18 protein-coding genes are annotated in these 23619 nt (G+C 75.4%); 7 read left to right on the forward strand and 11 right to left on the reverse strand.

The window, feature by feature from the left end; translation table 11 throughout:
- Position 1: 1 nt before the first annotated feature.
- Positions 2–1384 carry a MocR-like pyridoxine biosynthesis transcription factor PdxR gene (gene pdxR / locus H6H00_RS31635; protein ID WP_185719317.1) on the reverse strand — a complete coding sequence of 461 codons (1383 nt, stop codon included), beginning with the start codon at positions 1382–1384 and terminating at the stop codon, positions 2–4.
- A 68-nt stretch (positions 1385–1452) separates the two neighbouring features.
- On the opposite strand from pdxR, the gene H6H00_RS31640 reads away from it, so the two are divergent.
- On the forward strand, positions 1453–2133 hold the full coding sequence (locus H6H00_RS31640; RefSeq protein WP_185719318.1) for a pyridoxamine 5'-phosphate oxidase family protein: 681 nt from the start codon (positions 1453–1455) through the stop codon (positions 2131–2133).
- Between the two features lie 170 nt (positions 2134–2303).
- On the opposite strand, the gene H6H00_RS31645 is transcribed toward H6H00_RS31640, so the two are convergent.
- Positions 2304–2753, reverse strand: coding sequence for an SRPBCC domain-containing protein (locus H6H00_RS31645; protein WP_185719320.1), 450 nt, complete (start codon positions 2751–2753; stop codon positions 2304–2306).
- Positions 2754–2879: 126 nt separating this feature from the next.
- Between H6H00_RS31645 and H6H00_RS31650 the strand changes: the two genes are divergently transcribed.
- From H6H00_RS31650 to H6H00_RS31670, 5 genes are all read left to right on the forward strand, one after another.
- On the forward strand, positions 2880–3257 hold the full coding sequence (locus H6H00_RS31650) for a YciI family protein (RefSeq protein WP_185719321.1): 378 nt from the start codon (positions 2880–2882) through the stop codon (positions 3255–3257).
- Complete coding sequence (locus H6H00_RS31655) at positions 3247–4440, forward strand: RNA polymerase sigma factor (protein ID WP_185719323.1); 1194 nt, start codon at positions 3247–3249, stop codon at positions 4438–4440. Before H6H00_RS31650 ends, H6H00_RS31655 begins: the two co-directional genes overlap by 11 nt.
- Before the next feature lie 147 nt (positions 4441–4587).
- Positions 4588–6657, forward strand: a complete 2070-nt coding sequence (locus H6H00_RS31660; protein WP_185719325.1) for a prolyl oligopeptidase family serine peptidase — start codon at positions 4588–4590, stop codon at positions 6655–6657.
- Positions 6654–7616 (forward strand): mechanosensitive ion channel family protein, encoded by a 963-nt coding sequence (locus H6H00_RS31665; RefSeq protein ID WP_185719327.1) that lies wholly within the window; start codon positions 6654–6656, stop codon positions 7614–7616. Before H6H00_RS31660 ends, H6H00_RS31665 begins: the two co-directional genes overlap by 4 nt.
- Before the next feature lie 30 nt (positions 7617–7646).
- Positions 7647–8030 carry a globin gene (locus H6H00_RS31670; protein WP_185719329.1) on the forward strand — a complete coding sequence of 128 codons (384 nt, stop codon included), beginning with the start codon at positions 7647–7649 and terminating at the stop codon, positions 8028–8030.
- A 1-nt stretch (position 8031) separates the two neighbouring features.
- On the opposite strand, the gene H6H00_RS31675 is transcribed toward H6H00_RS31670, so the two are convergent.
- The 3 genes from H6H00_RS31675 to H6H00_RS31685 are packed head-to-tail and all read right to left on the reverse strand — an operon-like array spanning position 8032 to position 10238.
- The gene (locus H6H00_RS31675; protein ID WP_185719331.1) at positions 8032–9009 is read right to left on the reverse strand and encodes a DUF6925 family protein; all 978 of its coding nucleotides are present in this window, start codon (positions 9007–9009) and stop codon (positions 8032–8034) included.
- Positions 9010–9021: 12 nt separating this feature from the next.
- Positions 9022–9693 (reverse strand): anti-sigma factor family protein, encoded by a 672-nt coding sequence (locus H6H00_RS31680; RefSeq protein ID WP_185719333.1) that lies wholly within the window; start codon positions 9691–9693, stop codon positions 9022–9024.
- Positions 9690–10238 (reverse strand): sigma-70 family RNA polymerase sigma factor, encoded by a 549-nt coding sequence (locus tag H6H00_RS31685; RefSeq protein WP_185719335.1) that lies wholly within the window; start codon positions 10236–10238, stop codon positions 9690–9692. The genes H6H00_RS31680 and H6H00_RS31685 overlap by 4 nt, the downstream gene beginning before the upstream one ends.
- Positions 10239–10305: 67 nt before the next feature.
- Between H6H00_RS31685 and H6H00_RS31690 the strand changes: the two genes are divergently transcribed.
- Positions 10306–11814 (forward strand): glycoside hydrolase family 13 protein, encoded by a 1509-nt coding sequence (locus tag H6H00_RS31690; RefSeq protein WP_185719337.1) that lies wholly within the window; start codon positions 10306–10308, stop codon positions 11812–11814.
- Between the two features lie 12 nt (positions 11815–11826).
- On the opposite strand, the gene H6H00_RS31695 is transcribed toward H6H00_RS31690, so the two are convergent.
- The 6 genes from H6H00_RS31695 to ssb all read right to left on the reverse strand — a co-directional run bounded on the left by H6H00_RS31695 (position 11827) and on the right by ssb (position 23445).
- Positions 11827–12453 carry a DUF8185 domain-containing protein gene (locus tag H6H00_RS31695; RefSeq protein WP_185719339.1) on the reverse strand — a complete coding sequence of 209 codons (627 nt, stop codon included), beginning with the start codon at positions 12451–12453 and terminating at the stop codon, positions 11827–11829.
- Positions 12450–12863, reverse strand: coding sequence for an acyl-CoA thioesterase (locus H6H00_RS31700; protein WP_185719341.1), 414 nt, complete (start codon positions 12861–12863; stop codon positions 12450–12452). Before H6H00_RS31700 ends, H6H00_RS31695 begins: the two co-directional genes overlap by 4 nt.
- A 23-nt stretch (positions 12864–12886) precedes the next feature.
- Positions 12887–17599, reverse strand: a complete 4713-nt coding sequence (locus tag H6H00_RS31705) for an NAD-glutamate dehydrogenase (RefSeq protein ID WP_255425488.1) — start codon at positions 17597–17599, stop codon at positions 12887–12889.
- A 104-nt stretch (positions 17600–17703) separates the two neighbouring features.
- Complete coding sequence (locus H6H00_RS31710) at positions 17704–21105, reverse strand: hypothetical protein (protein WP_185719343.1); 3402 nt, start codon at positions 21103–21105, stop codon at positions 17704–17706.
- A 113-nt stretch (positions 21106–21218) separates the two neighbouring features.
- A complete protein-coding gene (gene ettA, locus H6H00_RS31715) occupies positions 21219–22895 on the reverse strand; it encodes an energy-dependent translational throttle protein EttA (RefSeq protein ID WP_185719345.1) in 1677 nt (558 codons plus the stop codon).
- Between the two features lie 25 nt (positions 22896–22920).
- Entirely contained in the window at positions 22921–23445 is a 525-nt protein-coding gene (gene ssb / locus H6H00_RS31720) for a single-stranded DNA-binding protein (protein WP_185719347.1), read from the reverse strand.
- Positions 23446–23619 lie beyond the last annotated feature (174 nt).

Consider the following 23619-nt stretch of genomic DNA (forward strand, 5'->3'; position numbering starts at 1 on the left):
GTCAGACCGTAGCGCCGGCGGCCAGTGCCGCCGCCGCGATCGGCAGCGCCCGCAGCAGCTCGGCCCGCGACGGTCCGGCGTAGCCCAGGACGATCCCGCTCGTACCGGGGGTCAGGCCGTGGTGCCGGGCCAGGCCGTCGAGGTGGACGCCGTGCCGGGCCGCCCCGGCGATCGCCGCGCGCTCGGCGGCGGCGTCCGGGAGCAGGGCGACGACGTGCGCACCCGCCTCCTCCCCGGTGACCCTCCCGCCCAGCGCCTCCACGACGGCCGCGCGCCGTCCGGCGAGCTCGCGGCGCAGCCGCCGCAGGTGCCGGGCGAGGTCGCCGTGGGCGGCGAGCGCGACGAACACGCGCTGCCCGGCCCGGGCGGGGCGCAGCCCGGTGGTGTCGCGACCGGCCCGGACCGCGTCGACGACCGCGGGCGGCGCCACCAGCCAGCCGACGCCGAGCGTCGGGGTGAGCAGCTTGCTCGCGGTGCCGAGGTGCGCGACGACGTCGGGCCCGAGCGCGGCCAGCAGCGGCAGCGGGGCCACGTCGTAGCGCAGCTCGCCGTCGTAGTCGTCCTCGACGACCAGGAAGCCCTCCCGGCGCGCCCGCTCGATCAGCGCCACCCGCCGCGCCGCGGTCAGCCGCCCGCCGAGCGGGTACTGGTGCGCCGGGGTGCAGTAGACCGCGGCCACCCCGGGCGGCACGGCGTCGACGACGAGCCCGGCGGCGTCCACCGGCACCGGCACGACGACGCACCCGGCCGCCTGCAGCGCCGACACGGCCCGCCGGTAGCCCGGTTCCTCCATCGCGACCCGCGCACCCGGGGGGAACGTGCGGGCCAGCTCGGCGACCGCGGCCGTGCTGCCGGACGTGGCGAGCACCGAGCCCGGGTCGGCGGGCAGCCCGCGGTGCCGCAGCAGGTGCTCGACGACGGCCGCGCGGAAGGCGGGGAGCCCGACCGGATCGGGGGCGGCGTCGGGAGGGGCGTCGGCGGCGGCCCGCCACGCCCGCCGCCACGCGGCCGGATCGAGGGCCTCGAGACACGGCGACCCGGCCGTGAGGTCCACCCCGCCCCCCGCCTGCAGCAAGGCCACCTTCATGCCATCCGATTGCGTGAAGGTGGCCTTGCTGCAGTCCGGGGAGGCGGGCGGCGTCTCCTCCACGAACGTCCCCGCCCCGCGCCGGGCACTGACCCAGCCCTCCGCCAGCAGCTGGTCGTACGCCGCCGCCGTCACCGTCCGGCTGACGCCCAGCGTGGCGGCGAGGGCGCGGGTCGACGGCAGCCGGTCCCCCGGACGCAGCACTCCGCCCGCGGTGGCGGCGCGCAGGGCGTCGGCGAGCTGCACCGGCAGCGGGTGCTCACCGTCGCGGTCCAGCACGAGCGGGGGCAGCTCCACGAGTGGCCTTCCGGAAGAGCACGAGAATGGCACTCGCAGGATGCCACCGGGGCGATCAGGATGGAACCATGACGACGCTCTCGCCCACCCCCCGCAGCACGGTCCGGCGCCTCGGGAACCGGGCCCGCACCGACCGCGCCGACCTGTACGCCGTGCTCGACGCGGGCCTGGTCTGCCACCTCGGGGTGGTGCTCGACGGGGCGCCGGTCGTCCTCCCCACCGGCTACGGCCGCCTCGACGACACGCTCTACCTGCACGGATCCACCGGCGCGGCCACGCTGCGGGCGGCCGCGCGGGGCGAGTCGATCTGCGTCACCGTCACGCACCTCGACGGGATCGTGCACGCCCGCGCGGTGTTCCACTTCTCGATGAACTACCGCAGCGCCGTCGTGCACGGCGTGCCGCGGCTGGTCACCGACGACGACGAGCGCCTCGCCGGGCTGCGGGCCATCACCGAGAACCTGGCCCCCGGATCCTGGGACCACGCGCGCGAGCCCACCCGCAAGGAGCTCGCCGCCACCCAGGTCGTGGCCCTCGACCTGGCCGAGGCCAGCGTCAAGATGCGCACCGGCCCGCCCGTCGACGACGACGAGGACGTCGCCGCGGGCGCGGCCTGGGCCGGCGTGCTCCCGGTCCGCACGGTCCACGGCACCCCGGAGCCCTGCCCGCTGCTCCCCGCGGACGTCGAGGTGCCCGGGCACGTCTCAGGTCGGGAAGCACCGGGCGAAGGCGGCCAGCAGGCGGGGTGAGCCCTTCAGCCGGAAGCGGCGCCGGGCCAGCGCCCACGGCAGCGACGCGCGGCCGCCGAGGAACCGCACCCTGGTCGTGGCGTCGGCGTCGAGGCGCAGGGCGTCCTGCGGGGCGCGCCTGACCGCGGCGGACGTCGACGCCCCCCAACCCGACCCACTCCCGACGCGCGTCAGTGCGGCGCGTCGACCATCGGGCGCTCGGTCTCCAGGAGCGTCTTCAGGCCGCTCAGGATGAGCACCCACCCGATCTCGATGCCCGCCGCCGCCGCACCGTCGGGCAGTCCCTCGTGCTCCAGGGTCAGGACGGTCACGCCGGGCGTCGGCATCGGCGGGTCGCTCAGCGTGCAGGTGACGGTCGACTCCGGCAGCGCGGCCACGTCCGGGGTCCACGCCCCGCGGAACGTCGTGCGCAGGCTCCGGCCGGGGTCGACGGCGAGCACGGTCCCGGTGATCATGTCGGCGCCGCCCGCCACGTAGCGGTAGGGGCGCCCGGCCGCGAGATCGAACTCGGCCTCGAAGCCGTAGTAGTACGCCGGGGTCTGCTTGCCGTCGGTCAGCGCGTCGAACACCTGCGCGGCGTCGGCACGGATGGCGATCTGGATCTTCTGAGTGGTGGTCATGCCGGGACGACGGCTCCGGGCCACGGTTTCGACACCTCGGAAGTGAGACCTGGATCACACCCCGCACACTGTCGGGATCCGGGCCCGGGCCCGTCGGACGGGGAGGACCCACCACAGGAGGCGACCGTGCAGTACCTGATCATGGCCATGGAGACCGCGGACGAGTTCGCGGAGCGCGAGGACCCCGAGCGCGGGCCCGAGTACTGGGCCGGCTGGGAGGCCTACCTCGCCGCCCTCGCCGAGAGCGGCGTGCTGACCGGCACCGGCGGGCTGCACCCGCCCGCCACCTCCACCACGGTCCGCCTGCGCGACGGGCAGCGGCTGGTGCACGACGGCCCGTTCGCCGAGACCAAGGAGCAGCTCGGCGGGTACTTCGCGATCGAGGTCCCCGATCTCGACGCCGCGCTGGAGTGGGCGGCGCGCTGCCCGGCGGCGGCACGCGGAGCGGTCGAGGTGCGGCCGCTGATGACGCCGGAGTACTACGCGAGCACCGGTGCCGGCTGACGCCGCGCAGGCCGTCGAGGAGGCCGCCCGCACCTCGTGGGGGAGGCTGCTGGCCCACCTCGCCGCGGGCACCCGCGATCTCGCCGCCGCCGAGGACGCCCTGGCGGAGGCGTTCCTCGCCGCCGTGCGGAGCTGGCCGCGGAGCGGTGTCCCGGACCGCCCCGAGGCCTGGCTGCTCACCGCGGCCCGCCGCACCCTGATCGACGCCGCCCGCCGCCGGGACGTCGCGACCCGCGCGCTGCCGTCCCTGGCGCGCCTCGGCGGGGCGGAGCCCGAGCCGGTCGCCCCGTCGGCCATCCCGGACAAGCGCCTGGAGCTCCTGTTCACCTGCGCCCACCCGGCCATCGCCGTCGGCGTGCGCAGCCCGCTGATGCTCCAGGCCGTCCTGGGCCTCGACGCCGCCCGCATCGCGTCGGCGTTCCTCGTCTCCCCCGCGTCGATGGGCCAGCGCCTGGTGCGCGCCAAGGCCAAGATCAAACAGGCCGGCATCCCGTTCGCGGTGCCCGGACCCGAGCAGCTGCCCGAGCGGCTGGAGTTCGTGCTCGACGCGATCTACGCCGCCTACGGCACCGGCTGGGACGAGCGCTCCGGGCTCGTCGACGAGGCGCTGCGGCTGGCCCGGCTGGTCACCGAGCTGCTGCCCGACGAGCCGGAGGCGCACGGCCTGCTCGCCGCCCTGCTGCACGGCGCGGCGCGCGAAGGCGCCCGCCGCACCGCCGACGGCGCGTTCGTCCCCCTCGACGAGCAGGACGTGCGGCGCTGGTCACCGGTGCTGATGGCCGAGGCGGAGCGGCACCTCCTCCGGGCGACGGCGCCCGGCCCCTACCGGCTCCAGGCCGCGATCCAGTCGGTGCACAACCGCCGCGCGGTCACCGGCACCACCGACTGGACGGCGATCGCCGCGCTCTACGACGCGCTCGTGACCTGCGCGCCGTCGATCGGCGCCCAGGTGGCGCGGGCGGCGGCGCACATGCAGAACGGCGCACCCGCCGCGGCGCTGGCGATGCTCGACGCGCTCGACGCGCCGACCTACCAGCCCTACTGGGTCGTGCGCGCGCACTGCCTGCACCGCACCGGCGCCGACCCGGGCGGGGCGACGCGGACCGCGCTCGGGCTCACCGAGGACCCGGCGCTGCGGGCGCACCTGACGGAGACGTTCCACGACTGGGCGACCGGGCGGTAGGGCCGAGCACCCGGCCCGCCGTCGCTCCCCCTCGGCCCCGCCCCGGACGGGGGGCGGCGCGGCGGCGCCCCGCTGTCGGTCACCGGCCGCCCCACTGGTCGGAAGGGGCGCCCGGCCACACTCCCGGGTGACGTAACCTCGGTCCGCGTGAGCACGCCCTACCCCGCCGCGGAACGCCTGGACCTCGTCGAGACCCTGCACGGCCACCGCGTGGCCGACCCCTACCGCTGGCTGGAGGACGCCGAGGACCCGCGCACGCGGGAGTGGTCGGCCGCGCAGGACGCCCTGACCGGCGAGCACCTCGACGCGCTGCCCGGGCGCGGCCCGCTGGCCGCGCGGCTGCACGACCTGCTCTCCGCCGGCTCGGTGTCGGTGCCGTTGTGGCGGGCCGGGCGCGCGTTCTCGGTGCGCCGCGAGCCGGGGCAGGAGCACGCGGTCGTCCTCGTCCGCGAGCCCGACGGCAGCGAGCGGGTGCTGCTCGACCCGATGGCGATCGACCCCACCGGCCTCACCACCCTCGACGGCTGGGTGCCCGACCTGGAGGGCGGCCGCCTGGCCTACCAGCTCTCCGCGGGCGGCGACGAGCACTCGGTGCTGCACGTCCTCGACGTCGCCACCGGGGAGGACGTGGAGCCGCCGATCGACCGCTGCCGCTACTCCGCCGTCTCCTGGCTGCCGGGCGGCGAGGAGTTCGTGTTCGTCCGGATGGTCGACGCCGCCGAGGCCCCCGAGGGCGAGCAGGCCTTCCACCGCCGCATCTGGCGCCACCGGATCGGCACCCCGACCACCGACGACGTGCTGGTCGACGCCCCCGGCCTCTACGACGACCACACCTACTACGGCGTGCGGGTCTCCCGCGACGGCACCTGGATGGTCGTCACCGCCAACGTCGGCACCGCCCGGCGCGACAGCCTGTGGGTCGGCCGCGTCGACGGCGACCTGGTGCGCGTGCTCACCCAGGACGACGACGTGCAGTGCGCCGCCTGGGTCGACCGCGACGACCTGCTCTACCTGCACACCACCGACGGCGCGCCCCGCTGGCGCCTCGCCGTCACCGACCCCGCGACGCCGCAGCGCGAGCACTGGCGCCCGCTCGTCGCCGAGGACCCGGGCTCCGTGCTCGACGCCGTGCGCCGCCTGGAGGGCCCGGACGGGCCGCGGCTGGCGCTGCTGCGCGCCCGGCACGCCGTCTCCGAGATCGCGCTGCACCACGTCGACGGCACCCCGGACGGCGCGGTCGACCTGCCCGGCACCGGGTCCGTGATCGGCCTGACGGTCGCCGACCTCGACACCCCGGCCGAGCACGGGAAGCTCTGGATCGGCTGGACCGACCTCGTCACCCCGCCGCAGGTCCTGCGCCACGAGGGCGGCACCACGGTCCTGGAGCGCACCGCCCCCGGCTCGGTCGACGTGCCCGACGTCCGCAGCGAGCAGCGCGCGTTCACCTCCGCCGACGGCACCACCGTGCGGATGTTCGTGATCGCCCCCGCCGGGTCGAGCGGGCCGCGCCCGACGCTCGTCACCGGCTACGGCGGCTTCGGGATCAGCCGCGAGCCGTCCTACACCGCCTCCGCGCTCGCCTGGGTGGCGGCCGGCGGGGCGTACGCGCTGGTGTCGCTGCGCGGCGGCGGCGAGGAGGGCGAGGACTGGCACCGCGCCGGCAACCGCGCGCACAAGCAGAACGTGTTCGACGACCTGCACGCCGCCGCGCAGGCGCTGGTCGACGCGGGTGACACCACCCCGGCGCAGCTGTCGATCATGGGCGGGTCCAACGGCGGCCTGCTCGTCGGCGCCGCGCTCGTCCAGCGCCCCGACCTCTACGCGGCGGTCGTCTGCTCGGCCCCGCTGCTGGACATGGTGCGCTACGAGGAGTTCTCGCTCGGGCGCACCTGGAACGAGGAGTACGGCACGGCCGCCGACCCCACCGAGCTGGGCTGGCTGCTGTCCTACTCGCCCTACCACCACGTCACCGACGGCGTCGACTACCCGGCGACGCTGTTCACCGTGTTCGAGTCGGACTCGCGCGTCGACCCGCTGCACGCGCGCAAGATGTGCGCGGCGCTGCAGCACGCGACCGCGGGGCGGGCCCCGGTCCTGCTCCGCCGCGAGACCGACGTGGGCCACGGCGCCCGCTCGGTGTCGCGCACCGTCGGGCTCGCCGCCGACCAGCTCGCCTTCCTGGCCGCTCACACCGGACTGGAGATCCACCACCCATGAACGACCTGCTCCCCGCCCAGCCCGCCTGCGCCTCCGAGGCCGGGACCTGGTGCGCCCGGTTCTACCAGTGGACCAACAACGACTTCCTCGCCCGCTCCGCCGACACGATCATGGGGACCGGGCTCCGGATCGTGCTGATCCTGGTGCTCGCGTTCCTCGCGCGCTTCCTGCTGCACCGCCTGGTCAACCGCGTCGTCGACGGTGCGGCCAACGCCCGGCTCCCCCGCCGCACGCCCGCCGCCGCGTCCGCGACGGCGCCGGTCCGGCGCGCCCAGCGGGCCCGCACCATCGGCTCGGTGCTGCGGTCGACGATCTCGGTGATCGTGCTGACCATCGCCGCGATCATGGTGCTGTCCGAGTTCGGCGTGAACCTCGGCCCGATCCTCGCCTCGGCCGGCATCGTCGGCGTCGCGGTCGGGTTCGGCGCGCAGAACCTCGTCCGCGACTTCCTGTCCGGCATGTTCATGCTGCTGGAGGACCAGTACGGCGTCGGCGACATCGTCGACCTCGGGGAGGCCAGCGGCACCGTCGAGGCGGTCGGGCTGCGGATCACGACGCTGCGCGACATCAACGGCACCGTCTGGTACGTCCGCAACGGCGAGATCCTGCGCGTGGGCAACAAGAGCCAGGGCTACGCCGTCGCCGTCGTCGACATCCCGGTCGCCCACAGCGCCGACATCGCCGAGGCCACCGCGCTGATCGGCACCGTCGCGTCCGAGCGCGTGACGCTCGACGACGTCGCCGAGCACGTCATGGAGCCGGTCGAGGTGCTGGGCGTGGACCGGGTCGGCCCGGAGGGCGTCACGCTGCGGGTCACCGTCAAGGTCGCCCCGGGCAAGCAGTGGCTCGTGCAACGCGCCCTGAACGCCGCGCTCACCGACGCCTTCGACGACGCCCACGTCCCGCGCCCGGGCCTGCTCCCGGCCCTGCCGCCGGCCGGACCACCCCTGACCAAGTGACCCCGCAGACCGAGCGAGGATGATGGACCCGTGACCGATCCGCAGAACTTCTACGCCGAGGTGGGCGGCGCGCCCGTCTTCGAGAAGCTCGTCTCCCGCTTCTACCAGGAGGTCGCCGCCGACGACGTCCTGCTCCCCCTCTACCCGGAGAAGGACCTCGGCCCGGCCGAGGTGCGCCTGCGGATGTTCCTGGAGCAGTACTGGGGCGGCCCGCGCACCTACTCCGAGCAGCGCGGGCACCCGCGGCTGCGGATGCGGCACAACCCGTTCAAGGTCGGGCCGATCGAGCGCGACGCGTGGCTGCGCTGCATGCGCATCGCCGTCGACGAGGCCGGGTTCGACGACGCCCACCGCGAGCAGATCTGGCAGTACATGACCTACGCGGCCGCGAGCATGCAGAACTCCGACTTCTAGCTCACTCGTCGGGGTCGGCCAGCTCCACGGTCGGCCCGTAGTGCCCGCGCCAGGCCGCGAGCGTGCCGGACGTGCCGTCGGTGAACGCGAGCCGGCGCAGCGTCACGGCGATGGCGGCGCGGCTGGCCGGGTCGCCGGGCAGGTCCATCGTCTCCGGCCCGCGCATCGCCCGGACGGCGTCGACGACGTCGGCCGCCACCACCCCGAGCACCGGGTCGCCGTGCCCGGACAGCAGCGCGCGGAACGCGGCGTCGCGCTCGGGGTCGAACGGCACCGGCCGCCCGTCGGGCTCCGCGGCCGGGTGGGCGGGGTGCAGCCGCAGCACCGGGGTCCAGCCGTCGGGAACCGGGATGTGCGCCGCGGGCCCCGGGTCCTGCCGGACCTGGCTGGGCCGCAGCCGCAGCCCCGTGCCGCCGCCGGGTGCGGTGATCTCCATCCGCCCCGCCGCCGTGACGACGACGACGTCCGGTGCCGCGCCGGTGAGCTGCGCGAGCAGCCCGCCGCTGACGGCGTCGCGGCCGACCGCGGCCCGCAGCACCTCCAGCGCCGCGGGATCGGCGGTGCGCACCAGCACGTCGGCGGCGGCGGCCCCGAGGCCCAGGTCGAACAGGGTCCCGGACAGGTCGGCCGGGCGCAGGGCCTCGGCGTCGGGCCCGAGCTCGGTGACGACCCGCCGCCCGGCGCACCGCGCGGCCTCGTCGGGGACGCAGAACGCGACGGCGTGCAGCCAGCGCATCGGGTCGCGCGAGGACGGCGTCTCGTAGGCGACGGCCGTCGCGTCGTCGGGCAGCACGACCCGCAGCCCGCCGCGGGAGGTGACCACGCTGTTCGGCCCGCGCTGCGCCCGCTCGCCGGGCACCCGGGTGAGCCGGGCCAGCGCGCCCGGCGCACCGGCCGACCACGAGGACGTCTCCAGCGCCAGGTGCTCCTCGACCAGGACCCGGACGGGGCCGAGTGCGGGGTCCGTCGTCCGATCCATCGGCAGAGCGTGTCACACGGCGGCGTCGAGTACGACCTCTCCGTCGGGCCCGGTGACCTGGACGAGCGAGGCGTCGTCGCGCAGGACCGAGGAGTTGAGGTTGCAGCGCATCTCCGCGTCCCCCGTGCCGAGGAACTCCCCGGCCCCGACGACCCGTCCCTCGTCGTCGGTGACCGTGACGGCGTACGCCGTGCCGGCGTCGAACCCGGTGGCGGTGAGCGTGAACTCCATCCCCCACGTGTGCGGCACGACGGCGGCCTCGGCGCGGATCGCCGGGTCGAGCGCGCGCACCGCGACCTGCTCGAACGGGACCTCGTCGACCGAACCGCCCACGACGTACCCGACGCCGCCCGCCACCAGCACCGTCGCCGCGGCCGCCGCGACGAGCAGCGCGCGCCGCGGGCGGCGCTGCTGCGGGACCGGCGCGGCCGCCGCCCGGACCTCGGCGATGAGGGAGTCCGGCAGGGGCGGCGGCTGCGGGGCGGGGCCCAGGTCGTCGACGCCGAGGCGGTCGCGGGCGCCGCCGAGCAGCCCCGCCACCGGCGCGATCTCGTCGAGGTCGGCGCGGCAGGCCGCGCAGGACTCCAGGTGGTCGTGCACCGCGTGCCACCGGTCCCCGGTGAGCTGGCCCAGCGCGTAGGCGCCGAGCTGCTCCCGGATCGTCCGATGCGTCTCGGCCGTCACAGCTGCACCCCCATCTCGTCCAGTACCAGTCGCAGTGCCTTGAGCCCGTAGAACACCCGGCTGCGGACCGTGCCGACCGGTACGCCCAGCTCCGCCGAGACCTCACCGTAGGGCCGCCCGCGCAGGTAGGTCTCCACCAGCGCGACGCGGTGCTCCTCGGACAGGCGCCGCAGCGCCTCCTCCACCGTCCAGGCCGTCATCGTCGCCTCGTCGAAGCCGCCGTCGCCACCCGCGAGCGCGACGAGCCGGTCGGCGTCGACCGGCTGCACCGGGCGCACCGCCCGGCGCCGCGTGTGGTCGACGACGAGGTTGCGCGTGATCGCGAACAGCCACGCCCGCAGCGAGCCGCGCCCGGCGTCGAAGGTGTCGGCCGATCGCCAGGCGCGCAGGAACGCCTCCTGGACGACGTCCTCCGCCGCGCCGGCGTCGCGCAGCTGACGCAGGGCGAAGCGGAACAGCTCGCCGGCGTGCTCCCGGTGCGCAGCCCGCAGACCGGCCTCGTCATGCAGGAGGGCACCCCCGATCGCTACCGCTGGTGTGTCCATCGTGGCGTACTACGCGCCGTGACCGGCAATCCGTTCATCCGGGCCGGAAGTTTGACAAGATTCCCCCGTGCAGTGGTGGCGCGAGGCGGTGGTCTACCAGGTCTACGTGCGCAGCTTCACCGACTCCGACGGTGACGGCGTGGGCGACCTGGAGGGCATCCGGTCCCGGCTCGGTTACCTGGAGCTACTCGGCGTCGACGCACTGTGGCTGACCTCGTTCTACACCTCCCCGATGGCCGACCACGGCTACGACGTCGCCGACCCGCGTGACGTCGACCCGGTGTTCGGTGACCTCGCCGTCTTCGACGCGCTCGTGTCCGACGCCCACGACCACGGGCTGAAGATCGTCGTCGACCTGGTGCCCAACCACACCTCCGTCGAGCACGAGTGGTTCCGCGCGGCCCGCGCGTCGGCGCCGGGCAGTCCCGAGCGGGAGCGGTACCACTTCCGGCCGGGCCGGGGCCGCGACGGCGCCGCCCCGCCCAACGACTGGCGGAGCGTGTTCGGCGGGCCGGCGTGGACCCGCGTCCCCGGCGACCCGGAGTGGTACCTGCACCTGTTCTCCCCCGACCAGCCCGACCTGAACTGGACCAACCCCGAGGTCTGGGCCGACCTGGAGAAGACGGTCCGGTTCTGGCTCGACCGCAGCGTCGACGGCTTCCGCGTCGACGTCGCGCACGGCATGAGCAAGCCCGACGGCCTCCCCGACGCCGCGGGCGCACCCGTCGACCCGCGCTTCGACCACGAGGGCGTGCACGACGTGCACCGCATGGTCCGGGCCGTCGTCGACCACTTCCCGCAGTGCCTGCTCGTCGGGCAGGTCTGCGTGCGCGACGACGCCGCGTTCGCCCGGTACGTGCGCGCCGACGAGCTCCACGTCGGGCTCACCTACCGGTTGCTGGAGTGCCCGTTCGACGCCGACGCCGTGCGGGACGCGATCGAGGACTCCTTCGACGCCGTGGCCGGCACCCCGTCGCCGCCGTCGTGGGTGCTGGCCGACCACGACACGCCGCGGCCGGTCACCCGCTACGGCGGCGTCGCGCGGGCCCGCGCGATGGCGATGGTGACGCTCGCGCTCCCCGGCACGGTGTTCCTCTACAACGGTGAGGAGCTGGGCCTGCCCGACGTCGAGCTGCCCGACGACGCGCTGCAGGACCCGCGCTGGCTGCAGTCCGGGCGCACCGACCGCGGCCGCGACGGCTGCCGCGTCCCGCTGCCGTGGGAGGGTTCCGGGCCCGGGTTCGGCTTCACCGCGGGCCGGCCGTGGCTGCCCATCCCGGACGAGTGGGCCGACCGGCTGGTCGCCGACCAGCTGGAGGACACCGCGTCGACGCTGTCGGTCTACCGCCGCGCCCTGGAGCTGCGCCGCTGCCACCCGGGGTTCACCGGCCGCGACCTGGAGTGGTTCGGGGCCCCCGAGGGCTGCCTGGCGTTCCGGCGCGCCGGGTCCACCCTGGTCTGCGCCCTGAACACCGGCGACGAGCCCGTCCCGCTGCCCCCGGGCGACGTCCTGCTCTCCAGCAGCCCGCTGTCGGGCGGGCTGCTCCCGCCGGACACCGCGGTGTGGCTGGCCTGACGGCGCCCGACCTCAGGCCAGCAGCAGCGGCAGCCCGGTGAGCCTGCGGCGCACGACGGCGCCGTAGCGGGCGTCGAGGCGCAGCCAGGTGCCGGTGGCCGACACGCGCACCGCGTCGCCCGCGTCCCCGGCGACGAACCCCATCCCGGACAGTGCGAACAGGCAGCGCATCGGCACCTTCACCGCCGGGCCCGTGTCCGCGGTGACGGTGAGCACCGTCTGGTCGAGCAGGGACGCGGGCGGCCCCATCGGGCCGGCGTTCTCCCGGGCGACCGCGAGCCCGCGCTCGGTGAGCTTCTCGATCTCCTCGGCCGGCACCGCGTCCACCGCCCCCCACCCGTCGACGGGCGGCAGCTCGCCCTGCCACAGCCCGCCCGATCCCGGGTCGACGACCCCGGCCCGCTCCACCGACAGGGCCGTGAGCAGCGACGACGCCGGCAGCGTGACGTCCGCGGGGTCCAGCGACCCGTGCACGGAGCGGGTGGCGAGCACGTCGAACGGGGTCGACGCCCACGCCGTGACCACCCCGTTCGCCGCCCGCAGCCGGACGATCGCCACGGGGTCGAGGCGCACGACCCGGCCGATGAAGGCGCCGAGGTCGCCCCGCTCGTCGGCGTCGGGGATCTCCAGTGCGGTCACGCCCACTCCCCCAGCCACGACTTCTCGTCGTCGGTGAGCCGCCGCGGGCGCTGCGCGGCGAGGTCGAACGGAGCCATCCGGGTGTGCGCGGTGATCGCCACCGGCGCGTCGTCGCCCGGCCCGTCGTGCAGGGCGTAGCGGATGACGAAGGTCGCGGCCCGCACCTGCTCGACGGTCATCGCGACGCGCAGCGTGTGCGCCCGGTAGGCGACCTGGCGCTTGTACTCGACCCCCAGCCCGACGACCAGCAGCCCCGACGAGAACGTCCCGACGCCGTCGGCGGCGGCGCGGTCGAAGAACAGCGCGATCCGCGCCTCCTCCAGCAGCGTCACCGCGCGCGCGTGGTTGAGGTGCCGGTAGGAGTCCTGGTCGGTCCAGCGCAGGGGCACCTGCGCCACGAATGCGGTCACACCGTGCACCCTCTCACCCGCGGTCAGCGGGCCAGGCCCCGGAGCTGCCGGGAGACGACCGAGAGCGTCGCCAGGTCCAGCTGCCCCGCCGTGCCGACCTCGTAGAGGGCCGCACGGGCCCGCACCAGCCGGCTCGCGTTGGCCTGCTCCCACTGCGCGATGGCGTCCTCGACCGGGGTGCCGGGGGCGGCCTCCCGCAGCGCGTCGAGGGTGACCGCGCGCAGCGACCCGTACAGGTCGTCGCGCAGGGCGAGGCGGGCCAGCGCGTGCCAGCGGTCGCCGCGCTCCAGCGCGCTGACCGAGGTCAGCGCCAGGTCGATGCCCAGGTGCTCGGACAGCGCGTAGTACAGCTCGGCCACCTCACGCGGCTCCCGCGGCTCCCGGTCGCGCTCGGAGAGCTCCACCAGCTCGACGACGTCGAGCAGCCCGTAGCCGTACATGAGCGCGCCCGAGCGGGTGGCGCAGTCCGCGCCGACGCCCGCCCCCGCGAGCTGCCGCGCCCGGTCCTGCACGGCCTCGAGCTCCCGGCCGCGCAGCAGCCCGGACAGCTGACCGCGCAGCTCCCGGACCGTGGCCGCGAACCGCGCGACCTCCGCCCCGACGGCCAGCGGCTGCGGCCGGTTGGTGAGGAACCAGCGCGAGCCGCGGTCGAGCAGCCGCCGCGACTCCAGCACGATCTCGTCGGACACCGCCGTCGGGATGCGGGGGTCGCCCAGCTCGGCCCACAGGGCGGGCAGGTCGAACACCGCGGTCGTGACGGCGTACGCCCGCACCGCGTCGGTCGCCGACGCCGCGGTCTCCTCCCCGAGCCGGAACACGTACGTCATCCCGGCGCCGTCGACCATCTCGTTGACCAGCTGCGTCGTCACGATCTCGCGGCGCAGCGGGTGCCCGGCGATCGCGCGGGGGAACCGCTCACGGATCGCGTGCGGGAAGTACTCCGGCAGCCGCGAGGCGAACGCGGCGACGTCGGGGAGGTCGGTGGCGAGCACCTGCGCGGTGAGGTCGAGCTTCGTGTGCGCGAGCAGCGTCGAGAGCTCCGGGCTGCTCAGCCCCTGCCCGGCCGCCTCGAGCGCGGCGAAGCCCGCCGTGTCGGGGAGGACCTCCAGCTTCCGGACGAGCCCGTAGCGCTCCTCGAGGTCGGCGGTGAGCCGGCCGTGCACCCCGGCCATGTCGGCCGCGTGCGCCCTGGCGATCCCGAGCACGGCGTTCTGCTCGCGGTTGTCGGCGAGCACCAGCTCCGACACCTCGTCGGTCATCTCGACGAGCACGGCGTTGCGGTCGCCCCGCTCGAGCTCCCCCGCCGCGACGAGCCGGTCGAGCAGGATCTTGATGTTGACCTCGTGGTCGGAGCAGTCGACGCCCGCCGAGTTGTCGATCGCATCGGTGTTGATCTTGCCGCCGGCCCGCGCGAACTCGATGCGGCCCTTCTGCGTCAGGCCGAGGTTGCCGCCCTCGCCGACGACCTTGACCCGCAGCTCCACCCCGTCGGCGCGGACGGGGTCGTTGGCCTTGTCGCCCGCGGCCTCGTGCGTCTCGTCGGCGGCCTTGACGTAGGTGCCGATCCCGCCGTTCCACAGCAGGTCGGCGGGGGCGCGCAGGATCGCGGCGATCAGCTCGGGCGGGCTCAGCCGCGTGACGTCGTCGGCGAGGCCGAGCGCGGCCCGGATCTCCGCCCCCACCGGCACCGACTTCTCGGTGCGCGCCCACACGCCGCCGCCCGCGCTGATCAGCGACCGGTCGTAGTCGTCCCACGACGAGCGCGGCAGCGCGAACATCCGCTCGCGCTCGGCGAAGCTCGTGGCGGCGTCGGGCGTCGGGTCCACGAAGACGTGCCGGTGGTCGAACGCCGCGACCAGCCGGATGTGGCGCGAGAGCAGCATCCCGTTGCCGAAGACGTCGCCGGACATGTCGCCGACGCCGACGACCGTGAACTCCTGCGTCTGGGTGTCGACGCCGAGCTCGCGGAAGTGCCGCTTGACGCTCTCCCACGCGCCCTTCGCGGTGATCCCCATGGCCTTGTGGTCGTAGCCGACGGAGCCGCCCGAGGCGAACGCGTCGCCGAGCCAGAACCCGTAGGAGGCCGCGACCTCGTTGGCGGTGTCGGAGAACCGCGCGGTGCCCTTGTCCGCGGCGACGACCAGGTACGAGTCGTCCCCGTCGTGGCGGACCACGTCCGGCGGCGGGACGGTCGCGCCGTCGACGAGGTTGTCGGTGACGTCGAGCAGGCCCGAGATGAACATGCGGTAGCAGGCCTCGACCTCGGCCGGGTCCGGCTGCGCGGCGCGGACGAAGAACCCGCCCTTCGCCCCGACCGGCACGATCACCGCGTTCTTCACCGCCTGCGCCTTGACCAGCCCGAGTATCTCGGTGCGGAAGTCCTGCGGCCGGTCCGACCAGCGCAGACCGCCGCGGGCGACGGCCCCGAACCGCAGGTGCACGCCCTCGACCCGCGGCGAGTACACCCAGATCTCGAACCGCGGACGCGGCGCCGGCATGTCCGGCACGGCCGACGGGTCGATCTTGAAGGAGAAGAAGTCGCGCCGGCGGAACCAGTTGGTGCGCAGCGTCGCGGTGATCATCGCGAGGTAGCCGCGCAGGATCCGGTCGGCGTCGAGGCCGGTGACGGCGTCGATCAGCCCGCGGGCCTGCGCGAGCGCGGCGGACTCGGCCCGCTCGCGGTCGGGGACCGCCGGGTCGAACCGCGCCCGGAACACCCCGACCAGTGCCGCCGCCACCGCGGGCTGCATGAGCAGCGTGTCGGCCATGTACTGCGGGCTGTACGGGCTCCCGAGCTGGCGCGCGTAGCGGGCGTAGGCGCGCAGCACCGCCACCTCGCGCCACGGCAGGCCCGCGCGGAGCACGAGCGCGGAGAACCGGTCGGTCTCGGCGTCACCGCGCCAGGCCGCGCTGAACGCCTCGCTGAACCCGGTCTCCACCTCCGCCTCGGTCCGCCCGGCCAGCGCGGTGCGGGTGGCCTCGTCGACGCGGACGCCGAACTCGTAGAGGAAGCAGCGCAGCCCGTCGGGCCGCACGAACTCCGACGGGCGCTCGTCGAGGACCTCCACGCCGAGCTGCTGCAACAGCGGCAGCACCGCCGTCAGCGTCGCGGGGGCCCCGGCGAGGTAGAGGCCGAAGCGCCGCATGCCGCCGGGCCGGGCGTCGTGCAGGCGCACGGAGAAGTCGCCGGGGCCGCTCAGCGCGGCGATGCGGCGCAGGTCGGCCACGGCGTGCTGCGGGTCGACCGCGGCCTTGTAGGTCTCCGGAACGCCCGTCAGGAGCGCGGCGACCTCGGCGCCCTCGGGGGTCGACTGCAGCCGGTCGTCCCAGGTGCGGACGGCCTCGGTCAGTTCGTCCTGCAGCACCGGCACGTCGACGTCACCGAAGCCGGCGGCGTCGGCCGGGGCGTGCACGGTGAACTGGACCAGCGCGAGCGCCGACTCCGAGACGCGCGCGGTGTGGTCGACGCTGGTGCCGCCGAGGCGGCGCAGCAGGACCTCCGCCATCGCGAGGCGCGACGAGGTCGTGTAGCGGTCGCGCGGCAGGTAGACCAGGCACGACACGAAGCGCCGGTACGGGTCGGGGCGCAGGAACACCCGGACCGCGCGCCGCCCGGCGACGGCGAGCACCCCGACCGCGGTGTCGTGCAGCTGCTCGACGCCCGCGCTGAACAGCTCCTCGCGCGGCAGCTCGGACAGCACCTCGAGCATCTGCTGGCCGGAGTAGGACTCCAGCGGGAACCCGGCCCGGTGGACGGCGTCGCGGACGCGGCGCGCGATCACCGGGATGTCGAGGACGCTCTCGTAGAGCGCCGGCACCGTGAGCAGGCCCAGGAAGCGGTGCTCGCCGGTGAGCCGGCCCTCGGCGTCGACGGTGGCCACCGCCAGGTAGTACGGGTGCTCGGGGCGCAGCGGGCCCGTCTCGCTCGCCCGCGTGATGACCAGCAGGTCGGGGCGGCCGGGGGCGGTGTCGACGTGCGGGGCGAACGCGCGGGCGGCGGCGTCGCGGCGGAGCACGCCGAGGCCGGACCCGGGCTCGGCGACCAGCTCGCCGTCGGGGGTGGCGCGGTAGTGGCGGTACCCGAGGAAGGTGACGTGGCCGTCGGCGAGCCAGCGCAGCAGCTCCGCGACGTCCCGGGGCTGCACGGTGGCGTCGGCCGGGGCCCGCGAGGGCAGGCCGTCGGCGATGCGCAGGGCGGTCGCGATCATCGGTTCGGCGTCGTCGACGATCTCGCGGACCTCGCGCAGGACCTCGGACAGCCGTGCGGCCAGCTCCTCGTGCGAGAGGTCCAGCGGCTCCAGGTCGAGGTGGATCCACGACTCGACGGTGCCGTCGACGGGCGGCGCGGCCGCGTCGGCGTCGGTGAGCACGTCCTCGAGCCGCCCGTCGGCGTCGCGGCGGACCACGACGATGGGGTGGATCACCCGCGTGACCTCGCCCCCGACCCGGGCGACCGCCGCGAGCAGCGACTGCACCAGGAACGGCATGTCGTCGGTGACGACCTCGACCACGGGCCCCGTCGTCGGGCCTCCGGCGGGGAGGGCGTCGCGGACCCGGATCAGCGGCTCCCCCGCCGCCCGGCGCCCGGCCAGCTCGACGTGCGAGCGGGCCGCGTCGAGCAGCATCGGGAGGTGGTCGCCGGAGAGTCGCTCCAGGTCGGGGGCGTGCCGAGCGTAGAGCGCACGCAGGGCCGTCAGTTCGGGGCCGGGCTTCGTCGCCCGCTCGCCGGTGGTCACATGCGGCTCCGGGGTTGGATGATCGGGGACGGGGCCACCCTATGCCCACGCGTCCTCGCCGTGCCCCCCGGTCGGGTGACGGCCCGGTGACGCTCCGGCACCGCTCAGATGCCCCGGTACGCCGCGAGCGCCCCGGCCAGCAGGTCGGCCAGCCCCAGCCCCTCGGTCGAGGACGGGCCCGCAGACTCCCGCTCCCCTGCCTGATCCGGCTCTGGTCCGGTGGGTCCGGTCGAGCCCGGCGCCGACCCGGACGCCCGTCGTGGGCCGGCACCCGCGCCCCGCGGACCCGCGTCGCTCCCGTCGGCAGCCGGCGCACCGGCGGCGTCGCCGGGCGACGACGCAGTGCGGGGTGCGCCTCCGGGATCGGCGTCCTCGGCGTCGCCCCGGGGGGCGGCGCTGCGCGGGCCGGGGCCTCGGCCGTCCGTGGGGTGGGGGTGCGCGCCCCGGCGATCGGGCCGGCCGGAGCCGGGGTCGTGGAGGTCGTCGGCGCCGAGGGGGTCCACACCGAGGGGGTCGGCGCCTCGGTCCGTGCCGCGGGTGTCGGCGCCGCGCACGTCACCAGCGCGGGGGCCGACACCGAGCGGATCGGCTCCGAGGGGGTCGGTACCGCGGTCCGTACCGCGGGGGTCGGCGCCGCGCGCGTCAGCACCGCGGGGGCCGGTACCGAGGGGGCCGGTACCGAGTGGATCGGCACCGAGAGGGTCGATCCCGTCGGCCCCCGGTCCGGACGCGTCCCCGCGGCGGTGGCGGCGTCCACCGGATCCCGGCCGGACCACCACGCCGTCGGGCAGGTACGGCCGGCGCCCGCTCGACTCGTCGTGGCGCCCCGGCACGGCACGGCCCGCGTCCTGCTGCGAGGAACCGGACCCCGGAGAGCCGAGCACGTCGCGGGGCGGATCGGGCTGGTCGGCGGGCTGCGCCCGCCGTGACGCGGTCGCCGCGGGGTCCCCGCTCGGGCGGGCCCGGCCGCCGTCGAGGCGCTGCAGCACCTGCGCTCCCACCACGCCGTGCTCGTCGTGCACCGCGGCGCGCAGCAGCGCCCCCTGCACGGCGGCGTCGACGGCCAGTCCGTCGACGAGCGCCGGGACGACCCAGCGCATCCACTCCGCGGCGGCCCCCCGGTCGCCGTCGGCCAGCACCACGGACACGGCGTCCGCCGCGTCGCGGTCCAACCGGCCCCCGGCCGGCAGCCGCTGCGCGAGGCGGCGCGCGATGCGGCGCACGGTCGGTGCCGATTCGTCGGCCGGCAGGCGTTCCCCGGCCCGGGCCAGGTCGACCACGACGACGCACTCCGGGGCCGCGGCCGGATCGCCGGACGCCCCGCCGGGCGGCCGCTCGGTGACGGGCGCGTCCGTGAGCACCGCGTCCGTGATGGGCGCGTCGGTGACCGAGGCGCCGGCGCCCTCCCGGTCGGCGTCTGCAGGGGCAGCGTCGTCCGAGTCGGGCCGCCGGCCCCAGATCCGGTCGAGGTCGGCGAGCGCCGACGCCAACCAGGCCTCGGGGTCGGCCAGCGCCGACGCGACCGCCGCCCGACCCGAGTTCCCGTCGACCGGCCCGTCGGGCTCCGCGGGCGCGCCCGACACCGGCGAGGTGTCCCCGCCGACGACCGCACCGGCGGGACGCGGCACAGGACCGGTCCCGGCCCGGTGCCCGGGCGTTCCCTCCGCGTTCGCCGTCCCGGTCGACCACACACCCGTCGACCACGGATCGAGACCTGGACCGGCGCGATCGGCCCGTGCGCGCGAGTCGGGAGCACGATCAGGCGCGGCAGCGATCGACCGGGCGTCGAGCCCGTCCGACCCGGCCTCGCGATCGCTCCCCCGGTCCCCGCCGACTGCCCCACCCGGATCGGCGTCGTTCCCGCCGTCGTCCGGCCCACGGGTGCTCACGACCGGAGGTGTCGACCGCGGCCGGTCCGAATCCCGCCCGTTCGAGCCCAGCCCGTTCGAGCCCAGCCCGTTCGAACCCAGCCCGTTCGAACCCCGCCCGTTCGAACCCAGCCCGTTCGAACCCCGCCCGGTCGAACCCTGCCCGTTCGAACCCCGGCCGGTCGAGCCCAGCCCGGTCGAACCCCGGCCGTCGCCGTCCTGGGTGTTCGGGTCGCGACCGCCCGAGACCTGCCCGCCCGCCCAGGGCATCGCCCCCCAGACCGACAGGTCGGCGGCGGTCTCGCCCTCGCTCTCCGCCCGACGCCTGCGCCGCCCCGGCTTCGCGCCGCCGGGTGCGGCCTCCGGCGGGCGGTGCTCGGCCATCGACGCGGTCTGCACCGCCCGGAGCCTGGCGGTGCGATCGGCCGACCCGGGCGGCGCGGTGTCGCCGGCCGGGGTGTGCGGTGCGTCGGCGACGGACCCGTCGGGGGCACCGGCCCGCCGCCGGTTCTCCGCCTCGCTGACGATCCGGCGGATCTCCCGGACCCGTCGGTCCTCCTTGCTCCCGCCCGGTACGACGTCCCCACCCGGTACGACGGACGGAGGCGGGACGGCGGGACCCGTGACGAGTTCGGGCAGCGAGACGAGAGCAGTGCGGAACCGGGCGGCGCGCACCCGGTGGCGGCGGTCGGCGACGACCGCGAGCCGCAGGGACTCGCGCGCGGCCTCCGGCCGGCCGGCGATCTCGTGGACCTCCCCGAGCGCGGTGCGGCAGATGTGCTCCAGCTGCGGGGTGTCGCTGGTGGCCGCCTCGTGGGCGGCCCGCTCCAGCTCGCGTGCGACATCGGGCGCGGCGTCACCCGCCTCGGCCGCGGCCACACGCGTGAGGGTGAGCCGCAACAGGGCCAGCTGCCGGGTGGGGCGGGCGTGCTCGACGAGCCGCTCCCGCAGCGGCCTGCTCCCCTCGCTCGCTTGCTCGGACCGGCCCGCCGCGATCAACGACGAGATCCACTCGGCGGCCAGTGCGGCGGCCAGGTGGGGTGACGGGCTCAGCGCGCGCGGCGAGGTCCTGGCCCGGTCGAGTCGGCCGAGCCCGTCGACCGCCCTCGTCACCGCCTTGTCGGAGCGGTCGCGCCTGCGGTCCGACGACGCGGCGACCAGCAGCACGGCCGCCGAGCCGACCTGCCGTGCCGGACTCCCGACGCCCTCCCACGCCACCAGTGCGTCGGTCGGGTCGAGCGGCCCGTCGTCGCGGCAGCGCAGCCGGGCCGTCGCGAGGTCGGCCGTCAGCTCCGGGTCGCCGTCGGTGGTGACGGTGTCGAGCAGCGCCTGCGCGGGACCGGTCTCGCCCGCGTCATGGCCGAGCACCGCCAGCTCGAGCCGGAGCCGTACTCCGGACGGCGCCATCAGCGCGCCGGCCCCCCACCTCGGCAGGGACTCCAGCACCTCCGAGGCGATCTCCCGTCCGTCGCCCACCGCGGCCGCGGCGTGCACCCGCCATCCGGCGGCCGCGAGCCATGCGTCCCGGTCGGCGTCCGCGTCGGCCGACTCCATCAGGTGCTCGGCCAACGCCCCCGCGAGATCGGGCCGGGTCCACCGGAGCGCAGTGGCCGCGGCGAACACCTGAGGTGCGGGCACCGACCGGGGGACCGCCGATCCATGGGCACTCGCCGACTCCACGTGACCTCCTGCCGTGCCGAGGCACCCCCGGATGAGCCAGCCGACTCCACCGGCCGGGGTTGCGCCCGCGCTCAGTCGCGCGTGAGCTTACGGTGGGTCACCCGATGGGGCCGCGCCGCCTCCGGTCCGAGCCGCTGCAGCTTGTTGGCCTCGTAGGCCTCGAAGTTGCCCTCGAACCAGAACCACGACGCCGGGTTCTCGTCGGTGCCCTCCCACGCCAGGATGTGGGTGCAGACCCGGTCGAGGAACCACCGGTCGTGGGAGATCACGACCGCGCAGCCGGGGAACTGCTCGAGCGCGTTCTCCAGCGAACCGAGCGTCTCGACGTCCAGGTCGTTGGTGGGCTCGTCGAGGAGGATGAGGTTGCCGCCCTCCTTGAGCGTGAGCGCGAGGTTGAGCCGGTTGCGCTCTCCACCGGACAGGACACCGGCCGGCTTCTGCTGGTCGGGGCCCTTGAACCCGAACGCCGCGACGTACGCGCGGGACGGCATCTCCGTCTGCCCGACCTGGATGTGGTCGAGCCCGTCGGACACGACCTCCCAGACGTTCTTCTTCGGGTCGATGCCGCCGCGGTTCTGGTCGACGTAGGACAGCTTGACCGTGTCGCCGACCTTCACCACGCCCGAGTCGGCGTGCTCCAGACCCACGATGGTCTTGAACAGGGTCGTCTTGCCGACGCCGTTGGGCCCGATGACCCCCACGATGCCGTTGCGGGGCAACGAGAAGGACAGGTCCTTGATGAGGAGACGGCCGTCGAACCCCTTGTCGAGGTGGTCGACCTCGACGACGGTGTTGCCCAGGCGCGGGCCCGGCGGGATCTGGATCTCCTCGAAGTCGAGCTTGCGGTGCTTGTCGGCCTCGGCGGCCATCTCCTCGTAGCGCTGCAGGCGGGCACGGCTCTTGGCCTGCCGCGCCTTCGCACCGGAGCGGACCCAGGCGAGCTCGTCGGTGAGCCGCTTCGCCAGCTTCGCGTCCTTGCGCCCCTGGACGGAGACGCGCTCGGCCTTCTTCTCCAGGTACGTCGAGTAGTTGCCCTGGTAGCCGATCGCGCGACCGCGGTCCAGCTCCATGATCCACTCAGCGACGTTGTCGAGGAAGTACCGGTCGTGGGTGACGGCCAGGACGGCGCCCGCGTAGCTCGCGAGGTGCTGCTCCAGCCACAGGACGCTCTCCGCGTCGAGGTGGTTGGTGGGCTCGTCGAGGAGCAGGAGGTCCGGCTTCGCCAGCAGGAGCTTGCACAGGGCCACCCGCCGCCGCTCACCCCCGGAGAGGATGTCGACCGGGGAGTCCGGCGGCGGGCACCGCAGGGCGTCCATGGCCTGCTCGAGCTGGGAGTCGAGCTCCCAGGCGTCGTTGTGGTCGAGGATCTCCTGGAGCTGACCCATCTCCTCCATCAGCTCGTCGGTGTAGTCGGTCGCCATCTGCTCGGCGATCTCGTTGTACCGGTCGAGCTGCTGCTTGATCTCTCCCAGACCCTCCTCGACGTTGCCGAGGACGGTCTTCTCCTCGTTCAGCGGCGGCTCCTGCTGGAGGATGCCGACCGTCGCACCGGGGGCGAGCATGGCTTCGCCGTTGTTCGCGTGCTCCAGCCCGGCCATGATCTTCAGCACGGTGGACTTGCCGGCTCCGTTCGGGCCGACGACGCCGATCTTGGCGCCCGGAAGGAAGTTCAGCGACACGTCATCGAGGATGACCTTGTCTCCGTGGGCCTTCCGGACCTTCTGCATGCTGTAGATGAACTCCGCCACGTCCACGATGGTAGTTCGCAGCGGTTCAGGCGCCCGAGGCCGGTAGGGCGCCGGCCAGCTCGCGCCCGGGGTCCTCGGCTCCCGCCGGCCCGCGCTCGGACCAGGGATCGTCCGATGCCGGGGCCTGCTCCCCGGACGACGGGGCGACCGCGGGCGCCGTGCCGGGCGACTGCTCCGGGGCCTCCGCGCGTCGCGTGCGCGTGACATGGGCGGTGCACCACGTCAGATCGGGCCCGACGGCGTCGGCCTCCATCTCGGTGACGGTGGTCCGGCGACCTTCCGCGGTGTCGTAGCTGCGCGTCAGCAGCCGGCCCAGGACCACCACCGGGTCCCCGCTGCGCAGCGACCGGCAGACGTTCTCGGCGAGCCGACGCCAGCAGGTGACGGAGACGAAGAACGAGTCCTTGTCGACCCACTCGTTGGTCTCGCGGTCGCGCCGCCGCTCGTTGCAGGCGATGCGGAAGGTCGTGACGGGGATGCCGTCGGGGGTGTGGCGGATCTGCACGGGGGTGATCACGTTGCCGGCGGCGATCAGCGTGTTCTGGTTCATCGTCTCTCCTCGTCCGGTGGACCTTGCGACGAGATCGAGCCTGCGCCGACGACGCAGCCCGTTCCATCCCCACCGGATTTCTGGGGATGGAGCGAAGACGATGTGGACAACCCGGTACGGAAGGCACGGAACTGTCGGAGCCCGATGAGATACTGAAGGGTCCGAGACACAAAG

Source organism: Pseudonocardia petroleophila (assembly GCF_014235185.1).
GTDB classification, from domain to species: Bacteria; Actinomycetota; Actinomycetes; order Mycobacteriales; family Pseudonocardiaceae; genus Pseudonocardia; species Pseudonocardia petroleophila.

What these genes read in the sequence shown, in the direction of transcription:
- H6H00_RS31640 (WP_185719318.1), top strand. Translation starts at nt 1,453, where the DNA reads ATGACGACGCTCTCGCCCACCCCCCGCAGCACGGTCCGGCGCCTCGGG.
- H6H00_RS31645 (WP_185719320.1), bottom strand. Translation starts at nt 2,753, where the DNA reads ATGACCACCACTCAGAAGATCCAGATCGCCATCCGTGCCGACGCCGCG.
- H6H00_RS31665 (WP_185719327.1), top strand. Translation starts at nt 6,654, where the DNA reads ATGAACGACCTGCTCCCCGCCCAGCCCGCCTGCGCCTCCGAGGCCGGG.
- H6H00_RS31675 (WP_185719331.1), bottom strand. Translation starts at nt 9,009, where the DNA reads ATGGATCGGACGACGGACCCCGCACTCGGCCCCGTCCGGGTCCTGGTC.
- H6H00_RS31685 (WP_185719335.1), bottom strand. Translation starts at nt 10,238, where the DNA reads ATGGACACACCAGCGGTAGCGATCGGGGGTGCCCTCCTGCATGACGAG.
- ssb (WP_185719347.1), bottom strand. Translation starts at nt 23,445, where the DNA reads ATGAACCAGAACACGCTGATCGCCGCCGGCAACGTGATCACCCCCGTG.